Origin of the sequence: Lactobacillus sp. UMNPBX1 (assembly GCF_002554085.1) — a bacterium.
GTDB classification, from domain to species: domain Bacteria; phylum Bacillota; class Bacilli; order Lactobacillales; family Lactobacillaceae; genus Lactobacillus; species Lactobacillus crispatus.
The window spans coordinates 14,701-38,753 of sequence record NZ_PCZI01000003.1 but is presented as its reverse complement, the minus strand read 5'-3'; the positions used below and the strand labels follow the sequence as shown (position 1 = coordinate 38,753).

The window sequence follows — 24,053 nt, the reverse complement described above, 5'->3', positions numbered from 1 at the left end:
GTGTGCTAAACTTAAATTAACACGGAGGAATACAATATGTTAATCGAGTTCACTGTTAAAAATTATGCTTCTTTTAAAGAGCGCACTACCTTGTCTGCAGAGACAGGCAATAGACTACGTAAATTGAAAGAAACTAATACTTTCTCAAGTAAAAATCCATCATTATTAAAAAGCTTACTGTTATTTGGTCCAAACGGTTCAGGTAAGTCTCAATTGATTCAAGCTTTACAAACAATGGAAGGAATAGTAACACGTCCAACTCAAGCCGTAACTGATAAGTTAAATTATTATCCTTTTTTGTTTGATGAAAAGTCCAAGATTGAAGATACTTACTTTGAAGTGAAGCTTGAGTTAAAGAACAAGATCTATGACTATTCATTTAGTTACAATCGGGAGAGCATTACCAGTGAAGCATTAACCTTAATTAGTGGTAATAAGGAAAAAGAAATTTTTTCTCGAAATGGAAATGACATTCAAATTTCTAACAAGCTTTTGGAAGACAGCATTCCTAAGCTTAGAGATAATTCTTTATTCCTATATTTAGCACAATCTGAAAATGATGCAGATTGTATTGCTATCTATAAGTGGTTTGCTGATGATTTGCTATTTATTCATGATAATCTTGCAATGTTTAATCAAGAAAAATTTTTGAGCCAACTGGAAAATAAAGCCTTTAGAAAAGAAATCGTATCTTTTCTAAATTTTGCTGATCTTAATATTTATAATATTAGACTTAAGGATGAGCCATATCATTTATTAAAAAGAATATATATAGTTCATAAGATTTACGATCATAATAAAATTATTGGTTTAAAAGAAATTAAACTAGCTAATGAGTCTACAGGCTTACAGCAAATTCTACAAATTGTATTAAGTATAGTATTTGCTCAAAATGAGGGCAATGATAAAACTATAATTATGGATGATTTTAGTAAAGCATTTCATATTGAACTAGCTAGTGCATTAGTAAAGATCTTTAATTCAAAGGAAAGCCTGAATCAGTTTATAGTTACTACACATAATGTACAATTAATGGATAATGATTTAAGAATTGATCAAATCTATTTAATTGATAAAGATTTTCATGGGATAAGTAATCTAAAATCAGTTTTTGATTTTGAAGACGCACGCAATATAGGTCGACATGATATTTCTTTTGCTAAAAGATATTTACAAGGAAAATTTGGTGCTATGCCTGTAATAAATATAGATGGCCTGTGTAGCATATTAAGTAAATAAAAGTTATGTAGTCCAAACTAATATTTGGTAAAATAATAAAATTGATACAAAACAAAGGAGCAAACCCAAGTGAAAAATCAAGAAATCGTTCAAAAGTTGTGGAATGAGTGTAACGTCCTGCGGGATGATGGTGTTAGTTACCAAGACTACATTACTGAATTAACTTATATATTGTTCTTAAAAATGAGCAAAGAACAAGGTGAAGAGAACGATATTCCAGAAAAATACCGTTGGGATAACCTTGTTTCAAAGGACGGCTTAGAATTAAGTAACTTCTATAAGCAATTGTTACTTGATTTAGGTAATCCTCAAGTTGTTAAAAGTTCTAGAATTAACGCAATCTATGCAGATGCATCTACTTCAATTCATAAGCCAGCAAGTCTAGAAAAGATTATTAAAGATATTGATGGCCTAGATTGGTGGTCAGCTAGAGATGAGGGTTTAGGTGATCTTTATGAAGGCTTGATGGAAAAGAATGCAAATGAAGTTAAGTCCGGAGCTGGTCAATACTTTACACCACGTGTATTGATTAATATGATGGTAAGAATGACACGGCCTAAATTAGGAGATCGTTGTAATGACCCGGCTGCTGGTACCTTTGGATTTATGGTAGCAGCTGATCAGTATCTTAAAGATAAAAATGATGACTACTCATCTTTATCTGAAGAAAAAGGTGAGTTTCAAGTTAATGAAGCTTTCTCAGGAATGGAACTTGTTGAAACTACCCACCGATTAGCCTTAATGAATCAGTATCTTCATGGTATGAATGGGCGATTAGATTTAGGGGATTCTTTATCATCTAATGGTAATTGGATGAAGAACTTTGATGTAGTATTAACGAATCCACCATTTGGTACTAAAAAAGGTGTTGATAACGATAAGTCCGCAACTCGTGACGATATTACCTTTGAGACTTCAAACAAGCAACTTAACTTCTTGCAAATTATCTACAATTCACTTAAGCACGATGGTAAAGCTAGAGCAGCCGTAGTTGTGCCAGATAATGTATTGTTTGCAGATGGCGTTGGTGAAGCAATTAGAAAAGACTTGCTCAACAAGTGTAATTTGCATACTATTTTGAGATTGCCTACTGGGATTTTCTACGCTCAAGGTGTGCAGACAAATGTATTATTCTTTACTCGTGGTGAAAATGACAAGGATAATACCAAGGAAACATGGATTTATGATATGCGTCACCAGATGCGGTCATTTGGTAAGCGTAATCCATTGAATGATAAGGACTTTGCGGAATTTGAGAAGTTATTCTGTGTTGATGATCGTTCAAAGAGAAAAGAAACTTGGGATAAAGATAAAAATCCTAATGGTAGATGGCGCAAGTTTACGATTGATGAAATTTTGAAGCGTCCTAATACTAGCCTTGATATTTCTTGGATGAATGATGAAGAAGAGCATGATGATCGTTCATTGAAAGAAATCTTAGATGAGATGAACGATAAATCTAAGGCGATTAGGGATGCAATTGCAGAACTTAATAAGGCATTAGAAGGAATTGACGATGAAGACTAATACTTTAGATTTTGATGCACAGGCTTTAAGAGAAAAAATCTTGGATTTGGCCATGCGCGGGAAACTGGTACCACAGGATCCCAATGATGAGCCAGCTAGTGTATTGCTTGAGAAGATCAAGGCTGAAAAAGAACAGCTAATTAAGGAAAAGAAGATTAAGAAAAGTAAGCCGCTTGCTCCGATTACTGATGATGAAAAGCCCTTTGATATTCCTGATAGTTGGGAATGGGTTAGGTTTGGGGATGTAGGTTTACTAAAAAATGGAAAAACTCCCAAGAAAGAAGACATAAGTAGTGATAATATTTATCCATACTTTAAGGTTAAAGATATGAATAATAATAACTTATATATGGAAAACGCGAAAAATTGGGTTGGAGAAAAATATAGCCGACAAGTAATGCCTAAAAATACAATTATTTTTCCTAAAAACGGTGGAGCTATATTAACCGCAAAAAAAAGAATTTTGACTCAAGATTCATTGGTTGATCTTAATACTGGGGGATTAATACCATACAATGACTTAAATCACAAGTTCATATTCTATCTATTTTTAAGTTTGGACATAAAAGACTTTGTAAAAGGATCTGCTGTACCAACAATTAATTCAAAAAAGTTGAAAGAAACTCTTGTTCCACTTCCACCACTTGAAGAGCAAAGTCGAATCGCTGCTAAAATAGCGCAGCTATTCGCTTTGCTTCGCAAAGTCGAATCTTCTACTCAACAATACGCAAAACTTCAGACTTTGATGAAGTCGAAGGTGCTGGATTTGGCAATGCGCGGAAAATTAGTCGAGCAAGATCCCCATGATGAGCCAGCTAGTGTTTTGCTAGAGAAGATTAAGGCTGAGAAGCGGAAGATGATCAAGGAAAAGAAGATCAAGAAGAGCAAGCCGTTGCCTCCGATCACTGATGATGAAAAGCCGTTTGATATTCCTGATAGTTGGGAATGGGTTAGATTGGGGGACATAGGAGCTATTACCTCGGGTGGGACACCTAAAACTTCAGAAAAATCTTATTGGATAAATGGAACAATTCCTTGGATAACCCCAGCAGTTATGGCCAAGTGTAAAGATCAAATGATATTTAATAGTGAAAGTGTTAAAAGAATTAATAATTTAGGACTTGAGAAATCGTCAGCTCACTTAATACCTAAAAATTCTTTAGTCGTTTCAAGCCGTGCACCTATAGGCTATGTAAATATAGTTCCTTTTGAATATACTACTAATCAGGGATGCAAATCTGTATCTTTATATAAAGATATTAGTGAAGAGTTTATATATTTTGCTCTAAAAAATTCCGTATCAGATATGAATAATCGTGCGTCAGGAACAACATTTAAAGAAATTTCAGGTACTAAGTTTAGCCAAACAATTATTCCATTGCCTCCTTTGAAAGAGCAAACTAAAATTAGTCAAAAAATAAGAGTATTAGCTACTATCATTCATAACTTTTAGACGTTAGTATAGACTGTAAAATGGTATAAAAACTATATCTAGGAAGTGAAAAATATGAAACAAGGAAATTTAAATGCAAAAGACGATGCATATGTACCTTTAATTTATTCCCAAAAATTAGATGAATTAATTAGTGATCCTAATATTAAAAATATAGCAGTAACAGCACCATATGATTCAGGTAAAACTACTATCTTAAAAAGTTATTTCAAAAAACGAGAATTACGATATAAATTAGGCATTCGGTATACTAATCATTTAATTTTTAAATTAAATAAAATTAAACAGGACCTATTTTTTAGACCTAATTTACTATCAGCTATAAAAGATTATGAGTTTATAAATATTCCTAATTTCTTTAATATTACTACAGATATAACTGGCAAAGAAGATAGTACAGAATATAATGATCAATCAGTAGAGAAAGCAGAACTTGAAGCACAGTTAGAAAAAAGTATAATTGAACAACTCCTTTACAAACCTAATTATAAAAAGTATCCTGATTCTAATTTAAATAGACTAAGGACCCATAGTTTATTGTCTATATTGATAAGCTTTGTGTATTTTGTATTTTTATTTGGTTATATTGTGCGGATTTATGGAGATAAATCTAAATTTAGGTGGTTGAATTCATTATGGATATGGAATAATCATTTTTTTCAAAGTATTTCATTTCTTATACTTAGTATTGGTAGCTTCATTTTATTTAGTTTTTTGATACGTACTTTGGGAAAGATTAAATTGCATGCTACTACTAAAATGGGACCCTTAGAATTAACAGGTGATTCTGAGGAAAAAGATGTAGAGGTATTAGATTTATTTAATTATTATGGTGATGAATTACAGTACTACTTTAAGCAGAATAATACCAGAATTGTGATTTTTGAAGATTTAGATCGATTTAAAAACCCATTAATTTTCCAAAAGTTACGTGAATTAAATAACAACCTTAATAAAGACGGCGCTAATATAACTTTTATTTATTCATTAAAAGATAAGGTTTTTGATGTTGAAAATTCTGATACTAATCCGGCCGCACTTAAAGCAAAATTCTTTGATTTTATTATACCAATTTTTCCTATTCATAGTTATCGTGATTCAAGTAAGACTTTTATTTATGAAAGTGAACAATATAAGCTAATAACTAGCAATAATAAGAAAGTAAATTATTTTAAAGAAAGAGATAACGAATTAGAGCAAAAGAAAAATAAAAATATAAAAATAAAAGAAAATTACTTAAGAGGTATAGGTTTATATATTTCTGATACAAGAGAAATAAAAAATATAATATCAGAAACTTATTTTTATTTTTCTGAATTACCATTAAAAATATTTGATCCAGATCAAGGTGGTACTCCAAATGCCATTAATAAAGTACTTGCTATGATTGTATACAAAAATGAATTTCCAGAAGACTTTGATAATTTGGCGTCGGGGAAAAAGTCAGGTATTGAGTGTTTTATTAATGGTATTGATGATTTTAGATTAGAACTTTTGAATAAAAAAACAGAAGAGAACAATAAAAAGATAGATAGTTTAAATTTTGATATAAAGCAACTAGAATCAGAATTAATTACTGATGTAGATATACTTATGCAAATTAGGCTTAAAGAACTAATAAATAACACTACTAATCATGTAGTTAAAGAAAATGATACATATTATGATGCTGAAGATGGAATTGATAATATTCATGAATTCTGGAAGGAAGCCTTTGATAATGAACTTAAATATGAAGATTATTGGGGGCATTCACACGACATTAAAAATTTAAATGAAATTGAAAAAAGTATATTTCGGTCTTATTTATTAAAAGGTACTACTGGTAATGAAAGTCTTTTAAAATGGAAAGAATCTAAAAAGAAATTAGAAAATAAAAATGAAAAAATTCAAGAAGAAATATTTAGTTTAGAAATCAAGGACTTATTTGTAGAATACCTAAACAATAATGATGAAATTACTAATGCAAATTTTAAATTCATCACAGATCATCCAGTTTTAGAATATTTAGTAAAACAAGGACTTATTGAATTTGATTATACAGACTATATTTCTCCCGATCCATATAGTCTTACTAGTGCTGAAGAACATTTTGTAAGGATAGTTAATAATCATCAAAGTATAAATACTCCTAATTACCGTTTACTACGAGTAAATAGAGTTATTAAAGAAATTAATTTACTTGATGACTCCGTTAATACATACCAGTATGCATATTCTCCTGATGTACTCGCATTTTTTGCAATAGAAAATAATAAAGTGGAATATTTAGATGTACTGGTCAAATCAGCTTATAAGAAAGATCAGCCTCAATTTATTTTGACTACTATAGAAATTTTAGTTGGAAAAAGTGTTAATTTAGATGCATTATTTACTAGTATTTCTAAAAGCTGGAAGACGTATTATAAAGATGTATTTAGCAGTACAGATGGTGATCTAAAAAAACAATTAGCACGTCAACTTTTAAGTTGCTTAGCTAATCCAGATTTCTCCACTGAAATATTTAACCCTTTAAAAGAACAAAAAATTTTTGAAAATAAACAGTTTGAAAATGAACTTTTAGTTTTAGCCGAAGATAAATTGATACAAATTTTTAAGTGTCAAACAAAATATGACTATCCTAATCTATTATTTGTTGCAAACTACTCTATTGAAAAGTTAAAACAATTCATTATTTATAAATGGTATCAGGAAAATAATATTAATTTTAAAATTATTTTTACTAGCCTAGCTAATCATAATCTATCCCTGTTTTTAAATAAGGTAGTAGCTACACTTTCTATTTCTAAGGAATATGTTAAGCAGAATATTTTTGAATATTATTCTAATGAAAAAAATGCTACTTATGATGATATAGTATCTCTTACTGAGCTTATACAAGAACAGAAAAAAGAAGATGATTTAGATCCAGAAAAATATTTAAAAGTATTAAATGTATATTTAGACACCAAAGAAGACTTTAATAATCAAGTTAAAGAAAGATTATTACTTAAAGATTTACATTTAGTAGATTTAATTAAAGAAAAACAGTTTGATAATAATACATTTTTACATCAACTTTTAAAGAATAAAAAAATTATTTATAATGATCAAATCTTTGATGCTTTATATGATAATTATCGAGATATGGCTAAAAAATATGCTTTAAAATTTGAATCCATAAATACTATCCCTTACTTCTTTTACAATAGGCAATGGAGTTTTGTTATGTCTTGTGTTGAAGATACAAGATTTATTAAAAAATGGGTTGAACTTATTGATGAGGATGCAAAAAAAACTGATCCTCAAGTGGGATGGAGCCAGGTTGAAATTTCAAATAAAGTATTGAGCTTACTGGCTAGATATACCTCAAGTGTAAACGTAATACGGGAAGTTATAGCAGTGGTAAATAATTTGGATATCAAGGCGATAATTTTAAAAACTATATTTAGTAAGCCACAATTTAAAAATCAGTTTACCAAACAAGAAATTAGTAAAATGCTATTTAACGATTCCGATTTTATTGATTCATGGAAAATCGATGGTAAACACCAAGTATCTAACCAAGAATTGAGAAAAGAATATGGAGCCGAATTAAGGCAGCTGTATGATGCTGTACCACAAACATTTAAGAAAAAAAGAACTCAAAAGTATATTTTTCTAAAAAGTTTTGATAATTGGTTTAAAAAGAGTGAGTAATATTTAGAATACTATTTGTTTTATGTAAAATGATAAGTTCTAAAATATTGCAATTAAATCACGGCTAATCGAATGCCTTCTACATGTATGCGATTAAATAACACATTATCTTTTCCTGAATCAATTCGGCCACTAGAGTAAATCAAGTACGAAGGCATAGTTTAAATATTATAAAAAGTAACTGATATGAAAAAATAAATTTCAAGCCAAAGTTTAACCTTAGAAAGGACCAATACTCATGCAATTCCACAATCCTAACGATACTATCCATGTTCCACCACAAGATATTTTTGAAGACTTACTTGATCAGGTCGAAAAGTTGCAAACGCAAGTGGACGAACTCAAGCGGCTTCAATATAGTAATTCCAGCAACGCACGTGACGTTTTTCTATATGGTTGTGAATTAGCTGGTAGTCAGTATCTTGATCTAGCGGATCATGTTGTGCCAAAGTTGCATGAAAATGATCCGCTAGCTTTAATGCGTGAGCCCAATAATGAATTTGACGAACACGCAATTAGCGTATACACAACTGGTGGACTTAAGCTAGGGTACTTACCTAGAAGCAACAATTTGATCTTAAGTCGTTTGATGGATGAAGGTAATCTTTTGTTTGGCAAAACCAAGACTTTTCATTGGGACGGCAAGCGTTTGTATCTTGTAGTGAAAGTTTACATGAGAGCATAATAAAAGAGCATCACATTGAAGTGGTGCCCTTTTTGCTTAAGCGATTTGTCTAGGATTTACATCATTCGCATATTCTTTTAATTCGCGCATGCTATATTTCTTGCCGAAGATGCTATCTTTATCAGGAAGCAAACGATAGCTATTCTTTAACGTTCTCATAAATTTATTGGTAAAAACCTTTTTCTTTTGACCGTAAAGCGTATGTTGATTCAGCCATTGCTCTGCTTGATTTCTTGATAGATATTTCATGAAATCTTCCTTCCCTTTATTCGATTATTTAGAATTGCAGTTACTTTGGCTATACTCCTGTACATCCCTATTGTAGTGCTTAAATGACTGAAAGTATAATGAACTAGAAACATTTTCCCCGAACACTTTTTGGAGGCTAAATAATGATAAAATATTGTTGATTAGAAAGTTGAGGATGAAATGAAAAAAATCGGGAAACTATCGTTAGTTTTATTAGTGGGCTTAGCTTTGACGGGATGCAGTCAAAACTCTAAGCAAAATACTGCACCAAAGAAAAATGCAACTATAAAAACTGCTAAAAATAATCAAAAGCCTACAAGAATGGGGCATTTATCTGCTCAGGACTTAACTCCACAAAAAACTGTTGCAGTTGTAGTTGCATATGCAGGTAATCGTTACTCTGGCAGTTGGAATAAAGTCTTGCTTAATGGCAAGCAAAATGGGATCGAAGTTGATTTGAAGAATCAATCAGATTATTCATATATGAATGAAGGTAGCGGAGTAGCCTACATGGTTTCAGAAAATGCAGGATATACTCTGAAACAAATAAATGGTAAAAATATTTATTATCTCTTTTTAAATGGTAAAAAGCTAGAATCAGTTACTATGAAAGAAATGATTGCTTATTTGAATAAACGGGATTCAGATAAGTTGGTGAATAGCTTGGCTAAAAATGCCAAAGTTAACGATGAACGTTCAGATTCTAATAATGCTTCTCCGAATTCTACTGGTAAAAAATCTAACTTGCCTGGAGATGATGGACTATTAAATGTCCCAAAAGAACTACAAGGAACTTGGTATACTTATCCTGCTGATGATGACAAACTAGAAACTATTAAGATTAGTCAAAATAAAATCAATGATGGCTACAGTTCACTAGAGTTACATAAAATTAACGTTAAATTTGCTAACGAGCATTTATATAGCGACATGTCCAAGTCTTATAGAAATGCTACTAAGAATTGGGGCATGGCACAGATGATAGGGAAGAAGATCCATAACATTGATTACTTGAATGTCCGTACCTGGATGCAAGGTGCTGGTGATGGTATTTATTATGGTGCTCATACTGAAAACGGTCAGTCAGTTGTAGTTATTGGTGAGGGTGCAGGACTATGGACAAATAGTGTTGCTTGGAAGACACCGCAACTTGCACAACAGTATAAACACAAGAAATTTAGAGATTTATTCTATCAGGATGACCAATAAAATGAAGAAGATACCTTTAATCTTAATGCTAGGACCACAAGCGTCTGGTAAATCTAGTTTTATTAAGATGAATAATTTACAAAACTATACTATTTCTGGAGATGAAATTAGAATTCGCCTAAATGGGATCAATTCTAATAATGGTCACACTCAGATAAATTTTGTCCCGCAAACAGAATCAATTGTATGGCATATTTTTTATGAAGAACTAGACACACGTTTGCAGAATAAGTTGCCAACTGTCATAGATAATACGAATCTGGCTGGTCATGGATTCAATCCAATCAGCGATATTCTGAAAAGAGTGCCAGTCGATTATCAAGTATATGTCATTGATTGTTTTAAGCCATTGCTGAATTCTAAAGATCCATTCAGTGAAAAGTCTTTGAATCATGCCTTAAAAATTCTTGCACAGCGCAATCATGATCGAGAATATTCGGTGAATATGGATATAATTAAACGATTTGTTGATTATCATAAAGATTTTAAAATACCAGATAAAGTCAAAGTGATCAGTTCTGCAGATTTGCAGCAAGCACAGGATATAATCGATATGGTGTTAAATTATCGATAAACATGTTTTTCAGAGATTTTGATATAATCAGGACAGAATAATGGATGAAGACGATAAATTCCAAAAATCAAATAAATTATTAGATATAGGCGCTGAGGCCTACCGCAATGGTGATTACCTAAAAGCACAAAAATATTATGAATATGCAGCAAAGCTAGGTAACACTCAAGCTATCTGTAATTTGGGCTATATTTATGAATATGGTCGTACAGGGAAGCGTGATTACAAGAAGGCGTTTTACTGCTTTAAGATTGCCGCAGATGACGGTAGTGCAGAAGCCTGTTATAAAGTAGGAGATAGTTACTTCTATGGAGATGCAATAAAACAAAATTACAACTTGGCTCTTGAGTACTATATCAAAGCAGAAGATTTTGCTAATAAATCTGGTATTGATGATGATATTAAATCAGATATTTATTATCGTTTAGCGCTATGTTTGTACAAAGGGTATGGTACAGATGAAGATCCATTATCTGCATTAGAATACATAAATGAAGCTGAATATTACTCTTATTGTGACCGCTTTGAAGATAAATTCATGTGGCAATCAATAGCTAAGAGAATTGAATCACTAAGAGCTGAGATTTTACAAAGACTAGATGAATATTTAAAAAATTAATAACATCGACGAGTCGCATCCCTAAACCGGACGCGGCTTTTTTAATCTGAAATTTTATTAAAAATAAGACCAAAGCTTTTGTGTTATGTTTCATTGATACGATAACTACAAACAAGATTATAATAACAATTGCTAGATAATGATGTGAAAAATTTATTAATACATAAGGAAGAATGATTGATATGACTTTGACATGAAAGAAAACACTGAAAAATAAATTACAGCAAAATGCGGATCAAGTTCAGCATTTTGGAATACGTAAATTATCTATCGGTGTCACTTCAGTGTTGTTATCAACTTTGTTTTACGTTGGTGCGATTAATACAAATACTGTACAAGCAAGTACGGTAGATAGCGGTGTGCAAACTGCGAAAGTAGTACAGAAGAAAGCAGATTCTTCTGTGTAAGCTGGTTTAAATAAAGATAAAACAGATGATGTTTCTGGTAAGGCTGCTGAACCAACTTCTCAAGAAAACGATAATACTGCAGATAATTCTGTTGAAAATCATACAGAAAATAATTTGACAGTCTCTAAACCCGAATCAACTATTAAAGCTAGACAATTAGCTGAAAGCAAAGTAAAAAATTCTAATGTTCAAACTCAAAATGGGGGTAGAGCAGCCTAGTGCAACTGCTAAGCCAATCGAAGTTCAGCCTAACCAGGATGCCAATGCTAATAAGGCAGAAATCGGTCAAGGCCAAGCTGAAGAAACTAACCTATCATGATGGTGACTTTATCATCCCCGCAGGTTATGAATTAGTAAGTATGTTACCAACCAGCTATAAATTTAAAGCTTCTGACAATGATCCAATTGATATTCATTTGAAGCATAAAGTAATAGTTATCACACCAAATGATCCAAAGCAGTCAACTGATAAGTTGCCAGATAATCCAAGTAAGAATTATCTAACTGGTGTTAGTCAAAATGATTTAAACGAAATGATCAAACGTCAAATTACGGTAGTCAGACCTGATGGCAATACCATTGATGCTAGTCAATTGATAACGCTAACGAGAACTGCGACATTAGATGAAGTAATGCTCATGTACGGTAAAGAAGCAAGCAACCGAAAACAATAGATAGACCGCCAGCACTACACTATTCCGAACCAAAGACCAAAAGATAAGCATTTTGAGAAAATCTAAACTTTTGGATTTTCCTACAATGCCGACTACGGCGGAATCCCTCCCACTCCTTATATATTTCTTTCTGTATACATTGAATTTGTATTTAGTAAAATGCAGACAACACCACGGATCGGCTTTTGGCTGGACAATTCCAACCAAACACCGCAGCAGACAGTAGAAACCATTCTGAACGTTAGGAAGCCGGTATGATTGTTACATATAAGGGGAAGAAAAATTTCTTTTAGATACTTGTTTTCCTAAAACTGATGTGATATAATTAATTCAATTCCAGAAAAGGAGTAAAAAATATGCGGCAAGGTATTCTTAAATAAAACTATAATCAAATAGTGGGAACAAAGGATTATGATAGTCCCTTTTGTAGGGGCTTAGTTTTTTGTACCCAATTTAAGAATACTTTTGCCTTATCAATTTTGACATACACATATACAGCACTCACAAACAGGTGTATGCTGTATATGTGTATGTCCGCAAATTATCATCCCCAGTGGTAAAAGTATTTTACTGCTGGGGATTTTTTTATGCCCTTCGGGGCAGTAAAGGGAGGACAATCACATGAAAATAATCAATATTGGAATTCTTGCCCATGTAGACGCTGGAAAGACGACCTTGACGGAGAGCCTGCTATATGCCAGCGGAGCCATTTCAGAACCGGGGAGCGTCGAAAAAGGGACAACGAGGACGGACAGCATGTTTTTGGAGCGGCAGCGTGGGATTACCATTCAAGCGGCAGTCACTTCCTTCCAGTGGCACAGATGTAAAGTCAACATTGTGGATACGCCCGGCCACATGGATTTTTTGGCGGAGGTGTACCGCTCTTTGGCTGTTTTAGATGGGGCCATCTTGGTGATCTCCGCTAAAGATGGCGTGCAGGCCCAGACCCGTATTCTGTTCCATGCCCTGCGGAAAATGAACATTCCCACCGTTATCTTTATCAACAAGATCGACCAGGCTGGCGTTGATTTGCAGAGCGTGGTTCAGTCTGTTCGGGATAAGCTCTCCGCCGATATTATCATCAAGCAGACGGTGTCGCTGTCCCCGGAAATAGTCCTGGAGGAAAATACCGACATAGAAGCATGGGATGCGGTCATCGAAAATAACGATAAATTATTGGAAAAGTATATCGCAGGAGAACCAATCAGCCGGGAAAAACTTGTGCGGGAGGAACAGCGGCGGGTTCAAGACGCCTCCCTGTTCCCGGTCTATTATGGCAGCGCCAAAAAGGGCCTTGGCATTCAACCGTTGATGGATGCGGTGACAGGGCTGTTCCAACCGATTGGGGAACAGGGGAGCGCCGCCCTATGCGGTAGCGTTTTCAAGGTGGAGTATACAGATTGCGGCCAGCGGCGTGTCTATCTACGGCTATACAGCGGAACGCTGCGCCTGCGGGATACGGTGGCCCTGGCCGGGAGAGAAAAGCTGAAAATCACAGAGATGCGTATTCCATCCAAAGGGAAAATTGTTCGGACAGACACCGCTTATCCGGGTGAAATTGTTATCCTTCCCAGCGACAGCGTGAGGTTAAACGATGTATTAGGGGACCCAACCCGGCTCCCTCGTAAAAGGTGGCGTGAGGCCCCCCTCCCCATGCTGCGGACGTCGATTGCGCCGAAAACGGCAGCGCAAAGAGAACGGCTGCTGGACGCTCTTACGCAACTTGCGGATACTGACCCGCTTTTGCGCTGCGAGGTGGATTCCATCACCCATGAGATCATTCTTTCTTTTTTGGGCCGGGTGCAGTTGGAGGTTGTTTCCGCTTTGCTGTCGGAAAAATACAAGCTTGAAACAGTGGTAAAGGAACCCACCGTCATTTATATGGAGCGGCCGCTCAAAGCAGCCAGCCACACCATCCATATCGAGGTGCCGCCCAACCCGTTTTGGGCATCCATCGGACTGTCTGTTACACCACTCCCGCTTGGCTCCGGTGTACAATACGAGAGCCGGGTTTCGCTGGGATACTTGAACCAGAGTTTTCAAAACGCTGTCAGGGATGGTATCCGTTACGGGCTGGAGCAGGGCTTGTTCGGCTGGAACGTAACGGACTGTAAGATTTGCTTTGAATACGGGCTTTATTACAGTCCGGTCAGCACGCCGGCGGACTTCCGCTCATTGGCCCCGATTGTATTGGAACAGGCATTGAAGGAATCAGGGACGCAACTGCTGGAACCTTATCTCTCCTTCACCCTCTATGCGCCCCGGGAATATCTTTCCAGGGCTTATCATGATGCACCGAAATACTGTGCCACCATCGAAACGGTCCAGGTAAAAAAGGATGAAGTTGTCTTTACTGGCGAGATTCCCGCCCGCTGTATACAGGCATACCGTACTGATCTGGCCTCTTACACCAACGGGCAGAGCGTATGCCTTACAGAACTGAAAGGGTATCAGGCCGCTGTCGGCAAGCCAGTCATCCAGCCCCGCCGTCCAAACAGCCGCCTGGACAAGGTGCGCTATATGTTTCAGAAGATAGGGAAATGACTATGAGTAAACTTCTCCCCTATGAAACAATCGTCAAAGCCCATGAGGGCGACCCGGACGCAATCGACACCATTCTTTCCCACTATGCCGGATATATCCGCTACTGTTCCAAAGTACACGGGAAAGTCAACGCCGAAGTTGAGGAACATATAAAGCAACAGCTCATTGCCGCCCTGTTCAAATTTCGCTTTGACCGATAAACAAAGAACAAACACTGGCTGTCATTAGCGGTTTCACTCCAGCCAGTTTACAATTCATCTATTCCTAAAGGAAGCAGGTCATAGTATAATAGAACCAACGACAAATATACTTTTAGGGGAGATATAGCAATATGAAAAGTAATAAATACTTAACTATTGGCTTATTAACAGGATTTATTGTCGGTGGTTGCATAGGTGTGTTGGCATGGGCGTTTTTGCAAAATCTTTTTGCTATTTCTATTTGTGCAGGTATCGGAATGTTGATTGGAATTGTTATAGGTACATTGATTGATTATGAAAAAAATAATCATCAAGAGAAATAGAAAAAATGCACAATGCCTTAAAGGGAAAACAGGAATTTATTGTGCTATCCATCATCGGGCCAACCTGACCTGAACTTTCAAAACTGAATATCCACCGCCCATCGGCGGCCAGCGAAAGCAGTAAGTCTGAAAAAGATTTGCTGCTTTTTTCTTTATCCGTTTGGCAAAATCGCAAAGTCATCCGTAGTAGGTAGGTGAAGCCGGAAACAAAAAATTTTCTGCGGCGGTAGCCAAATCTGCATTTTCTGTATTTCTAAGGCAAAGGAAAATTTGAGAAAATTCCCGGCAAGCGGGTAGCTGGCGGCCTTTGAAATGTATCTTTAGCGGAAAGAAAGAACTGCGGGTAAAAATCGCCCCACGCCGTAAGATTTTTGCAGAAATCCGGCCAAAACAGGCGGCAGCTATACGAGTAGTAAGTGCAAGGGGAAATCTACGGCTTACTTAGAGCAAGTTTCTACCACGGTGCCAAAATCCGCAATTCTGCGGTTTTGCCCCTCGCGGGAAACTTGTTGGGGAGTGCCTTCCCCAAACCCTGCTATGCGGCTTACGCCGCAAAAATATTTCTGTCCGGCAGACAGGAAATGCCCCGAAAATAGCTAACAGACCAGCCCATTTTTTGTGATAAGTGAAAGGAGGTTTACAGCCCATGCCGAAGCGATACAACACCCCCCACCGCAGCCATGTTGTGAAAACCCGGCTGACCGATGAAGAATACGCCGACTTCACAGAACGGCTTGCGCCCTATGGTATCAGTCAGTCCGAATTTCTCCGGCAGGCCATCCGGCGCACTACCATACGCCCCGTACTCCATGTGTCGTCAGTCAATGACGAGCTGCTCTCCGCTGTCGGGAAGCTCACAGCCGAGTACGGCAGGATTGGCGGCAATCTCAACCAGATTGCCCGCACCCTCAACGAGTGGCATAGCCCCTACCCGGCTATGGCAAAGGAATTGCGGGAAGCGGCCGCCGACCTTGCCGCCCTCAAGTATGAAGTCCTAAAGAAAGTAGGTGACGCCGTTGGCAACACTCAAGCATTTAGGCTCTAAGAACGCCGACTACGGAGCCGCCGAACAATACCTGCTCTTTGAGCATGACGAATTTACTATGAAGCCCGTCCTTGATGAAAACGGCAGGCTTATCCCCCGTGAGGATTATCGCTTGTCCACGCTGAACTGCGGCGGCGAGGATTTTGCCGTTGCGTGTATGCGCTCCAATCTCCGCTATGAGAAAAATCAGCGGCGGGAGGATGTGAAAAGCCACCACTATATCATCAGCTTTGACCCACGGGACGGGCCGGACAACGGCCTGACCGTAGACCGGGCGCAGGCGTTGGGGGAGCAATTCTGTAAAGAGCATTTCCCCGGCCATCAGGCCCTTGTCTGCACCCACCCGGACGGGCATAACCACAGCGGCAACATCCATGTGCATATCGTCATTAACAGCCTGCGGATAGAGGAAGTGCCGTTCCTGCCCTACATGGACAGGCCAGCGGACACGAAAGCCGGGTGCAAGCACCGCTGCACCGACGCAGCCCTACGCTACTTCAAGTCCGAGGTCATGGAGATGTGCCACCGGGAAGGACTTTACCAAATCGACCTCTTGAACGGCAGCAAGAACCGTGTCACAGACCGGGAATATTGGGCGCAGAAAAAGGGACAGGCCGCACTGGACAAGCAGAACGCCCCCATGATTGCAGGCGGTATCACGCCCCGGCAGACCAAGTTTGAAACGAACAAGGAGAAGCTGCGGCAGACCCTACGGAAAGCCCTTGCCACCGCTGCCAGCTTTGACGAGTTTTCCTCTCTGCTGTTGCGGGAGGGTGTGACCGTCAAGGAGAGCCGGGGGCGGCTGTCCTACCTCACGCCAGACAGGACGAAGCCTATCACCGCCCGGAAGCTGGGCGGCGACTTTGACCGCACCGCCGTCCATCTGCTGGAAAACCGGGAGTACACTGGCTGTCTGGTAAACTTCAAGACGGAGAAGCCCTCTTACAAGGTCAAGCACAGCGTTGAGAACCCCATCGAGAAGCAGGCTATCTTCCCAAATCACCATGAGCCGATTATCGACACGGAAACATGGGAGCGTGTGCAGGAGTTACGCAAGCAGCGAAAACGCCCGAACCGCTATGATGAAGTGGGGCTGTTCTCTGGTATGCTGTTCTGCGCCGACTGCGGCCATGTGCTGTATCAGCAGCGGTATCAGAACAAGAACCGCAAGCAGGACGGTTATATCTGCGGCAGCTACAAGAAGCGTACCCGTGACTGTACGGCACACTTTATCCGCACCGACCTTTTGACGGCGGGCGTGCTTTCCAATCTCCGGCAAGTGACGGAATACGCCGCCAGGCATGAGAGCCGCTTTGTAAAGCTGCTCATCCAGCAGAACGAAATCGGCGGCAAGAGAAAGACCGCCGCAGCCACGAAGCAGCTTGAACAGGCCCAGACACGCATTGCCGAAGTGAACCGCATTATCAAGCGGCTGTATGAGGACAATGTAAGCGGCAAAATCAGCGACGAGCGTTTCATGGAGCTGTCGGCGGACTATGAGCAGGAGCAGCGGGAACTGAAAGACCGGGCTGCCGCTTTGCAGGAGGAACTTTCCAAGTCGCAGGCCGCCACCGTCAACGCCGAGAAATTCATGGGGATTGTGAGAAAGCACCTTGCTTTTGAAGAATTGACCCCCACCCTCTTGCGGGAAATGATTGAGAAAATCGTCGTGCATGAGTGCAGCTATGACGAGAACGGCACCCGCAGGCAGGACATTGAGATTTATTACAGCTTTGTCGGCAAGATAGACTTGCCGGAAGCCTAACGCCTGACCTATCCGACACAGCCCTAAGTGCCGGATAGGAACGGCAAATTTTTTTACACTTCTATTACTTCTTTATCGCACATTAGCAAACAGGGAAGGTGATTAAGTATAGTAACTGGACAATTGGTAGTTTTAGTGAATACAATGCCCCAGAAATTCAAGGTTATACTCCAAATCGAAATGCCAAAGCTGTTGAAGTTGTTAAACATGGTGATCACTTTGAACCTATTAAGATCACGTACATTTCACTAGGTTCAGACACTGATGATACGAAAACTGGTGATTATCCAGGAAATACAACAGGACTAGTTGGTACCCCGATTAATGCTATTTTAGACTATCCAATGGGGACTAAAGCTGGTTACGTTCTGTTTAATGATCCCAAAGTTAATGCACGATTTAGAAATATCCTTAATTATTGGGGAAGATATTTACAATCGGAAGATTCAACTTATGTGTTGAATACTTCAGACAAGGGTTGGTTATCTAATACTGCACTAAATGAGATGGCTAAAGAAGCTAAAGGTGACGATTTCTTAGATTTATTTAACTGTCGATCAAATGATGTAAAGCAAAAACTAGGTTTTAGATCATGGGATGACTTTTTCACTAGAACTTTTAAAAACGACGTTAGACCAGTAGTGAATGCTGATGATCCAAATGTAATTGCCAACGCGTGTGAATCTGCTCCATTTAGAATTGCTAGAAATGTTCCTTTGAAAAATAAGTTTTGGATCAAGGGGCAACCATATTCCTTGCTTGATCTACTTCATAATGATCCTTGGACTTCTAAATTCGAGGGTGGCACTATTTATCAGGCATTTTTAAGCGCCTTAAGCTATCACCGTTGGAACAGTCCAGTTAGTGGTAAGATTGTTAAAGCATATCACATCAATGGTAGCTACTATGGTGAAGCGTTAAGTCAAGGTTTCGAAAATCCAAATGGTGCTGATCCAGTAGCTGCTAATGACTCACAAGCCTTTTTAACTTCAACTGCAACACGTGCTGTAATCTTTATTCAAGCTGATAACCCTAAGATAGGCCTGATGTGCTTTGTAGCCGTAGGTATGGGAGATGTATCAAACAACGAAATTACTGTTCGTATTGGACAGCATGTCAAAAAAGGTGAGCAATTGGGCATGTTCCACTTTGGTGGTTCAACACATGTCTTACTGTTTCAACCGACAGTTGATTTAGACTTTAATCTTCACGGTCAAAAACCTGGCATCGATTCAAGCAATATAAAGGTTAGAGACGAAATAGCAGTAGTAAAGTAAATAAATGTGATAGAGGATTGGACTTATATTTAATTGCTGTAAGTTCAACCCTCTTATTTTGATTAAATCTTTGATACAATAGACATGATTAAATAAATAGGGTGTGATCTAAATTCTAAAATCTAAACGGCATTTCATGTTTCTAGGAGTTGCAGGAATTATCTATTATTCTTGGCTCTTAATCGTTCTATTTATCGCCTTTATTTTGGGCTATGAAGGGAACAAAGCAATTAGTATACCTGGAATAGTAGTTGGTATCATTTTCTTACTTTTAGCAGTTTATACTTGGTCCTTTTCTTACTTGCAAAAGGGTGGAGACAAAATATTACTCAAGTTGCCATATCGTTCAAAAGTAAAAATCAATCAAATGACTTTGCTTTCAAGTTGGCGTAATTTTCAAGTTTATCAACTAAAAAGTGATTACCAAAGCTATTCTGTTTTAATGATGTCTAGAAAGAAGAATAAGCAATAATGAAATCAGATATTGAAATCGCACAAGAAACCAAAGAATTACCTATTAATGAAATAGCCGCTAAGGTAGGCTTGAAAGAGGAAGACTTAGAACCTTATGGTCATGATAAGGCTAAGATTACTTGGCAAGCCATTAACAGGACTCGTGCTAGTAAAAAGTTAGGTAAATTAGTATTAGTAACCTCAATTTCTCCTACTCCCGCTGGAGAAGGTAAGTCAACGATTACAATTGGCTTGGGGGATGCAATTCACAATCAGTTGCACCAGAATACGATGATCGCCTTGCGTGAACCTTCGATGGGACCTGTTTTTGGATTAAAAGGCGGTGCTACAGGTGGTGGGAAAGCACAAATCATCCCTATGGAAGATATCAACCTACACTTCACAGGAGATATGCATGCTTTAACTGCTGCAATTGACACACTTGCAGCTTTAGTTGATAACTACATCTACCAAGACAATAGCCTAAATCTTGATCCTGACCGAATTTTACTTAAGCGTGGGCTTGATGTTAATGACCGTGCTTTAAGAAAAATCACGGTTGGTCAAGGCTCTAAATTCAATGGTGTTGAGCACCAAGCTAGTTTTGCTATTACTGTTGCTAATGAATTAATGGCAATTCTCTGTTTAGCAACAGATATCAACGACTTAAAGAGTAGAATTGGTGATATGCTAGTTGGCTACACTAAAGATGATGAGCCGGTTTATGTTAAACAGTTAGGATTCCAAGGTGCAATTGCTGCACTATTGTCTAATGCGCTGAAGCCTAACTTAGTACAGACCTTGGAACACACACCAGCATTAGTGCACGGGGGGCCTTTTGCTAATATCGCGCATGGAGCCAATTCCGTCATTGCGACAAACTTGGCTTTGCATTTAAGCGACTATGTATTAACTGAGGCCGGCTTTGGTAGTGATCTTGGTGGGCAAAAGTTCATGGACTTTGTCTCAAGACATCTGGACAAGACGCCCGATGCTGCAGTAGTTGTAGCAACTGTTCGTGCATTGAAGTATCAAGCTTTAGGCTCAACTGATCACTTAGATGAAGAAAACCTAGATGCTTTAAAAGAAGGTTTTAAAAACCTCGAGCGTCATATGAACAACATGCGTTCATACAATGTACCAGTAATTGTCTTGATCAATCGTTTTGCTTCAGATACTGAACAAGAACTCGCTTTACTTAAGCAATTAATTGAAGAACAGGCCGTTCAAGCTCAAGTGGTTACTTACCATGGTGAAGGTTCAAAAGGTGGCATTAAAGCTGCTCAAGCTGTTGTTGATTTGGCTAATTCTAATGCAGCAAATTTAACTCCAACATACGCAGATAATGACGATGTTAAAGATAAAATTAAAAAAGTCGCCACTAAGATTTATCATGCAGCCGGAGTTGAATACAGCGAAAAAGCTGAAAAACAAATCGAAGAATTAAGAAAGTTAGACAAGGCTAACTTACCTGTAATTATCGCTAAAACACAATATTCATTCACTGATAATAAGAATGAATTAGGTGCTCCAACTGATTTTAAGCTTCATGTAAAGGGAATTAGTTTAAAAAATGGAGCTCGTTTTATCGTAGTCACTACTGGTCACGTGCTAGATATGCCTGGTTTACCTAAGCATCCTGCAGCCTTAGACATTGACGTTGATAACAATGGTAAAATTAGTGGATTATTCTAAAAAATATGCAATTTTTATATTTAATTATTTCATTAGTTGTCGTTCTTGCTGATCAAGGACTAAAAAATTATATTGTTGCTCATTATGCTATAGGAGAAGTACACCAGATTATTCCTGGAATTCTTTCTTTTAATTATCTACAAAATAATGGCGCGGCTTGGAACATTTTAACTGGTCAAATGTGGCTTTTTTACATTATCAGTATTATTGCCATTAGTGTTTGCTTGTATTTTCTTTTTAACAAAAAGTACAAGAATACCTTGTTTGATGTGGGTTTAGCCCTCATCTTAGGTGGAATTGTTGGTAATTTTATTGATCGTTTGCATTTAAAATATGTAGTTGATATGCTTCAGCTTGATTTTGTTCACTTCAACATTTTTAATATTGCGGATTCCGCAATTACTGTTGGAGTAATCCTTGTGTTCATTTACTTAATTTTTATTGAAGGTAAGGAAGAACAACATGACTAAAGAATATTCACTTGAAGTAAAAAACGAAAAGGGACGTTTAGATAAGTTTGTTTCAGAACAAATTCCTGATCTATCTCGAACTAGAGTTAAAGAACTGGTTAAAGACCAAAATATCCTAGTTAATGGCAAAGTCGAAAAAGTATCTTATAAGATTCAGGCGGGAGATAAAATCGAAGTTAATATTCCAGCGGTTAAACCGTTAGATGTTATACCCGAAAATATTCCACTTGATATCGTGTATGAAGACGATGATGTCATTGTAGTTAACAAGCCTCAAGGTATGGTAGTGCATCCCGCACCAGGTCATCCAGATCATACTTTAGTAAATGCGTTGTTATATCACACCAAGGCCTTAGCACAATCACCAGAAGGATTTCGTCCTGGAATTGTCCACCGGATTGATAAAGATACATCTGGTTTATTAATGATCGCTAAGACCGCCAAGGCTCGTGAATCATTAGAAGATCAATTGGCTCATAAGACTAACAAACGTCTTTATTGGGCAATTGTTCATGGTAATTTTGCGGAAAAAAATGGGGTAATTGATGCACCAATTGGTCGCAATCCATATGACCGCAAGAAAATGGCGGTAGTTGAAACAGGCAAAAAAGCTATTACTCACTTCAAGGTGCTTGAGCAGTTCAAGGATTATAGCTTAATTGAGTGTCAGCTTGAAACTGGAAGAACCCATCAAATTAGAGTTCATCTTGACTATATTGGACATCCGGTTGCAGGAGACCCATTATACGGTCCACGTAAAACCTTGAAAGGTCATGGTCAATTTTTGCATGCTAAAGTATTAGGATTTAAACATCCAAGTACTGGCGAATGGCTAGAGTTTAGTGTAGAACCACCACAAATTTTTCAAGAAACGTTGGCTCAACTAGAACAAACAAGTAAGTGATAATATGAAACGGTATTTGATTTTAGAAGATGGCAGTTCATTTCCAGGTGAAGGAATTGGTGCCAGTATTATTTCAACCGGTGAATTAGCAATTCAAACGGCTAATTTTGGCTACCAAGAAGCATTAACAGATCCTACTAATGCTGGTAAAATTTTGGTCTTTACTTCACCAATGATTGGTAATAACGGTATTAATGCCATTGATTATGAAAGTATTGATCCCGTAGTTAAAGGGATTATTGCTAACGATATTGCATTAAATATTTCAGATAGTGAAAATTTTGAAGATTTAAGTTCTTTTTTGAAAGAAAAGAACATCCCTGCAATTTTCAAAGTTGACACTCGTGCTTTAGTTCATCGTCTAATGGAAGAAGGTACAATTAAGGCTTCGATCATGGATACTAATGACGAGCATGCCTTTGATCAGATTAAAGCACTAGTTTTACCTAAAAATAAATCTGCGACTGTTTCAACTAAGAATGCATATGCATCCCCTAATGTTGGACGAACTGTAGCTGTGCTAGATCTTGGGCTAAAGCACTCAATGCTGCGTGCTTTATCTTTACGAAAAGTAAATACGACAGTTTTACCATACAGTGCCAGTCCGATTGATATTGAAAACTTACGTCCTGAAGGAATAATTATTTCAAATGGGCCAGGAAAACCAGAAGAAGTAATTAATCAGCTAACGCCAGTTTTAGATCATTTTTATGGTAAGTATCCAATTTTAGGAATCGGATTAGGTTTTTTAACTTTGAGCGATTATCTCGGCTTTGAACTGGTTCAATTACCACAAGAATTTGATGGTATTAATTATCCAGTGATTGAACAAAATAGTAATGCTATCTGGCAAACAGCGATGAATATTGACCAACTAGTGTTGCCTGATAGTGTGAAGATGAACATGAATCGTGAATACTTTGATCTACACAGTGAACTGATGGCGGGCTTCTGGAACAGTAAGGACAAATTGATCGCCACTGCTTTTAATCCTGAAGGAGCACCAGGCACTAATGATGCAGATGAAATTTTTGATTATTTTTTACAGATGATGGGGTAGTTA

General features: G+C 37.5%; 22 protein-coding genes and 2 pseudogenes. 23 read left to right on the top strand and 1 reads right to left on the bottom strand.

What is annotated here, in order from left to right; translation table 11 throughout:
• Positions 1–36 precede the first annotated feature (36 nt).
• The 5 genes from CP352_RS03060 to CP352_RS03040 all read left to right on the top strand — a co-directional run bounded on the left by CP352_RS03060 (position 37) and on the right by CP352_RS03040 (position 8,582).
• On the top strand, positions 37–1,239 hold the full coding sequence (locus CP352_RS03060) for an ATP/GTP-binding protein (protein WP_089150623.1): 1,203 nt from the start codon (positions 37–39) through the stop codon (positions 1,237–1,239).
• Positions 1,240–1,308: 69 nt separating this feature from the next.
• Positions 1,309–2,766 (top strand): N-6 DNA methylase, encoded by a 1,458-nt coding sequence (locus CP352_RS03055; RefSeq protein ID WP_089143620.1) that lies wholly within the window; start codon positions 1,309–1,311, stop codon positions 2,764–2,766.
• Positions 2,756–4,219, top strand: a complete 1,464-nt coding sequence (locus CP352_RS03050) for a restriction endonuclease subunit S (RefSeq protein WP_089147427.1) — start codon at positions 2,756–2,758, stop codon at positions 4,217–4,219. Before CP352_RS03055 ends, CP352_RS03050 begins: the two co-directional genes overlap by 11 nt.
• Positions 4,220–4,273: 54 nt before the next feature.
• Positions 4,274–7,897: a hypothetical protein gene (locus CP352_RS03045; RefSeq protein ID WP_098034853.1), complete on the top strand. Its 3,624-nt coding sequence runs from the start codon at positions 4,274–4,276 to the stop codon at positions 7,895–7,897.
• A 238-nt stretch (positions 7,898–8,135) separates the two neighbouring features.
• Complete coding sequence (locus CP352_RS03040; protein WP_089143422.1) at positions 8,136–8,582, top strand: HIRAN domain-containing protein; 447 nt, start codon at positions 8,136–8,138, stop codon at positions 8,580–8,582.
• A gap of 36 nt (positions 8,583–8,618) precedes the next feature.
• Here the strand turns inward: CP352_RS03040 and CP352_RS03035 are convergent, their stop codons facing one another.
• Positions 8,619–8,831: a hypothetical protein gene (locus tag CP352_RS03035; protein ID WP_089143421.1), complete on the bottom strand. Its 213-nt coding sequence runs from the start codon at positions 8,829–8,831 to the stop codon at positions 8,619–8,621.
• A 180-nt stretch (positions 8,832–9,011) separates the two neighbouring features.
• Between CP352_RS03035 and CP352_RS03030 the strand changes: the two genes are divergently transcribed.
• From CP352_RS03030 to CP352_RS02950, 18 genes and pseudogenes are all read left to right on the top strand, one after another.
• Entirely contained in the window at positions 9,012–10,040 is a 1,029-nt protein-coding gene (locus tag CP352_RS03030) for a hypothetical protein (RefSeq protein ID WP_089143420.1), read from the top strand.
• Position 10,041: 1 nt separating this feature from the next.
• The gene (locus CP352_RS03025; protein WP_089143423.1) at positions 10,042–10,614 is read left to right on the top strand and encodes an AAA family ATPase; all 573 of its coding nucleotides are present in this window, start codon (positions 10,042–10,044) and stop codon (positions 10,612–10,614) included.
• Between the two features lie 40 nt (positions 10,615–10,654).
• Complete coding sequence (locus CP352_RS03020; protein ID WP_061204713.1) at positions 10,655–11,233, top strand: tetratricopeptide repeat protein; 579 nt, start codon at positions 10,655–10,657, stop codon at positions 11,231–11,233.
• A 206-nt stretch (positions 11,234–11,439) separates the two neighbouring features.
• Positions 11,440–11,640: a YSIRK-type signal peptide-containing protein gene (locus CP352_RS03015; protein ID WP_081096727.1), complete on the top strand. Its 201-nt coding sequence runs from the start codon at positions 11,440–11,442 to the stop codon at positions 11,638–11,640.
• Positions 11,641–11,824: 184 nt separating this feature from the next.
• Positions 11,825–11,959 (top strand): hypothetical protein, encoded by a 135-nt coding sequence (locus CP352_RS11445; protein ID WP_255404449.1) that lies wholly within the window; start codon positions 11,825–11,827, stop codon positions 11,957–11,959.
• Complete coding sequence (locus CP352_RS11110; protein WP_167309361.1) at positions 11,904–12,314, top strand: hypothetical protein; 411 nt, start codon at positions 11,904–11,906, stop codon at positions 12,312–12,314. Before CP352_RS11445 ends, CP352_RS11110 begins: the two co-directional genes overlap by 56 nt.
• 621 nt (positions 12,315–12,935) lie before the next feature.
• Complete coding sequence (tet(W), locus tag CP352_RS03000) at positions 12,936–14,858, top strand: tetracycline resistance ribosomal protection protein Tet(W) (RefSeq protein WP_089143419.1); 1,923 nt, start codon at positions 12,936–12,938, stop codon at positions 14,856–14,858.
• A gap of 2 nt (positions 14,859–14,860) precedes the next feature.
• Positions 14,861–15,058, top strand: a complete 198-nt coding sequence (locus tag CP352_RS02995) for a helix-turn-helix domain-containing protein (RefSeq protein WP_001909500.1) — start codon at positions 14,861–14,863, stop codon at positions 15,056–15,058.
• A 131-nt stretch (positions 15,059–15,189) separates the two neighbouring features.
• Positions 15,190–15,381 carry a hypothetical protein gene (locus CP352_RS11260; protein WP_000841357.1) on the top strand — a complete coding sequence of 64 codons (192 nt, stop codon included), beginning with the start codon at positions 15,190–15,192 and terminating at the stop codon, positions 15,379–15,381.
• Positions 15,382–16,027: 646 nt separating this feature from the next.
• Complete coding sequence (locus CP352_RS02985) at positions 16,028–16,426, top strand: plasmid mobilization relaxosome protein MobC (protein WP_001126628.1); 399 nt, start codon at positions 16,028–16,030, stop codon at positions 16,424–16,426.
• A pseudogene (locus CP352_RS11540) lies at positions 16,398–17,316 on the top strand (relaxase/mobilization nuclease domain-containing protein); the annotation flags it as partial. The gene CP352_RS02985 and the pseudogene CP352_RS11540, both read left to right, overlap by 29 nt.
• Positions 17,298–18,191, top strand: a pseudogene (locus CP352_RS11535) (DUF4368 domain-containing protein); the annotation flags it as partial. The pseudogenes CP352_RS11540 and CP352_RS11535, both read left to right, overlap by 19 nt.
• 98 nt (positions 18,192–18,289) lie before the next feature.
• A complete protein-coding gene (locus tag CP352_RS02975; protein WP_223845429.1) occupies positions 18,290–19,468 on the top strand; it encodes a phosphatidylserine decarboxylase family protein in 1,179 nt (392 codons plus the stop codon).
• Positions 19,469–19,604: 136 nt separating this feature from the next.
• A complete protein-coding gene (locus CP352_RS02970; protein WP_005719623.1) occupies positions 19,605–19,940 on the top strand; it encodes a hypothetical protein in 336 nt (111 codons plus the stop codon).
• Entirely contained in the window at positions 19,940–21,616 is a 1,677-nt protein-coding gene (locus CP352_RS02965) for a formate--tetrahydrofolate ligase (protein ID WP_089143488.1), read from the top strand. Before CP352_RS02970 ends, CP352_RS02965 begins: the two co-directional genes overlap by 1 nt.
• A gap of 5 nt (positions 21,617–21,621) precedes the next feature.
• Entirely contained in the window at positions 21,622–22,086 is a 465-nt protein-coding gene (gene lspA / locus CP352_RS02960; RefSeq protein WP_013086376.1) for a signal peptidase II, read from the top strand.
• The gene (locus CP352_RS02955; RefSeq protein ID WP_089143487.1) at positions 22,079–22,990 is read left to right on the top strand and encodes an RluA family pseudouridine synthase; all 912 of its coding nucleotides are present in this window, start codon (positions 22,079–22,081) and stop codon (positions 22,988–22,990) included. The genes lspA and CP352_RS02955 overlap by 8 nt, the downstream gene beginning before the upstream one ends.
• 4 nt (positions 22,991–22,994) lie before the next feature.
• A complete protein-coding gene (locus tag CP352_RS02950) occupies positions 22,995–24,050 on the top strand; it encodes a carbamoyl phosphate synthase small subunit (RefSeq protein ID WP_013086377.1) in 1,056 nt (351 codons plus the stop codon).
• Positions 24,051–24,053 lie beyond the last annotated feature (3 nt).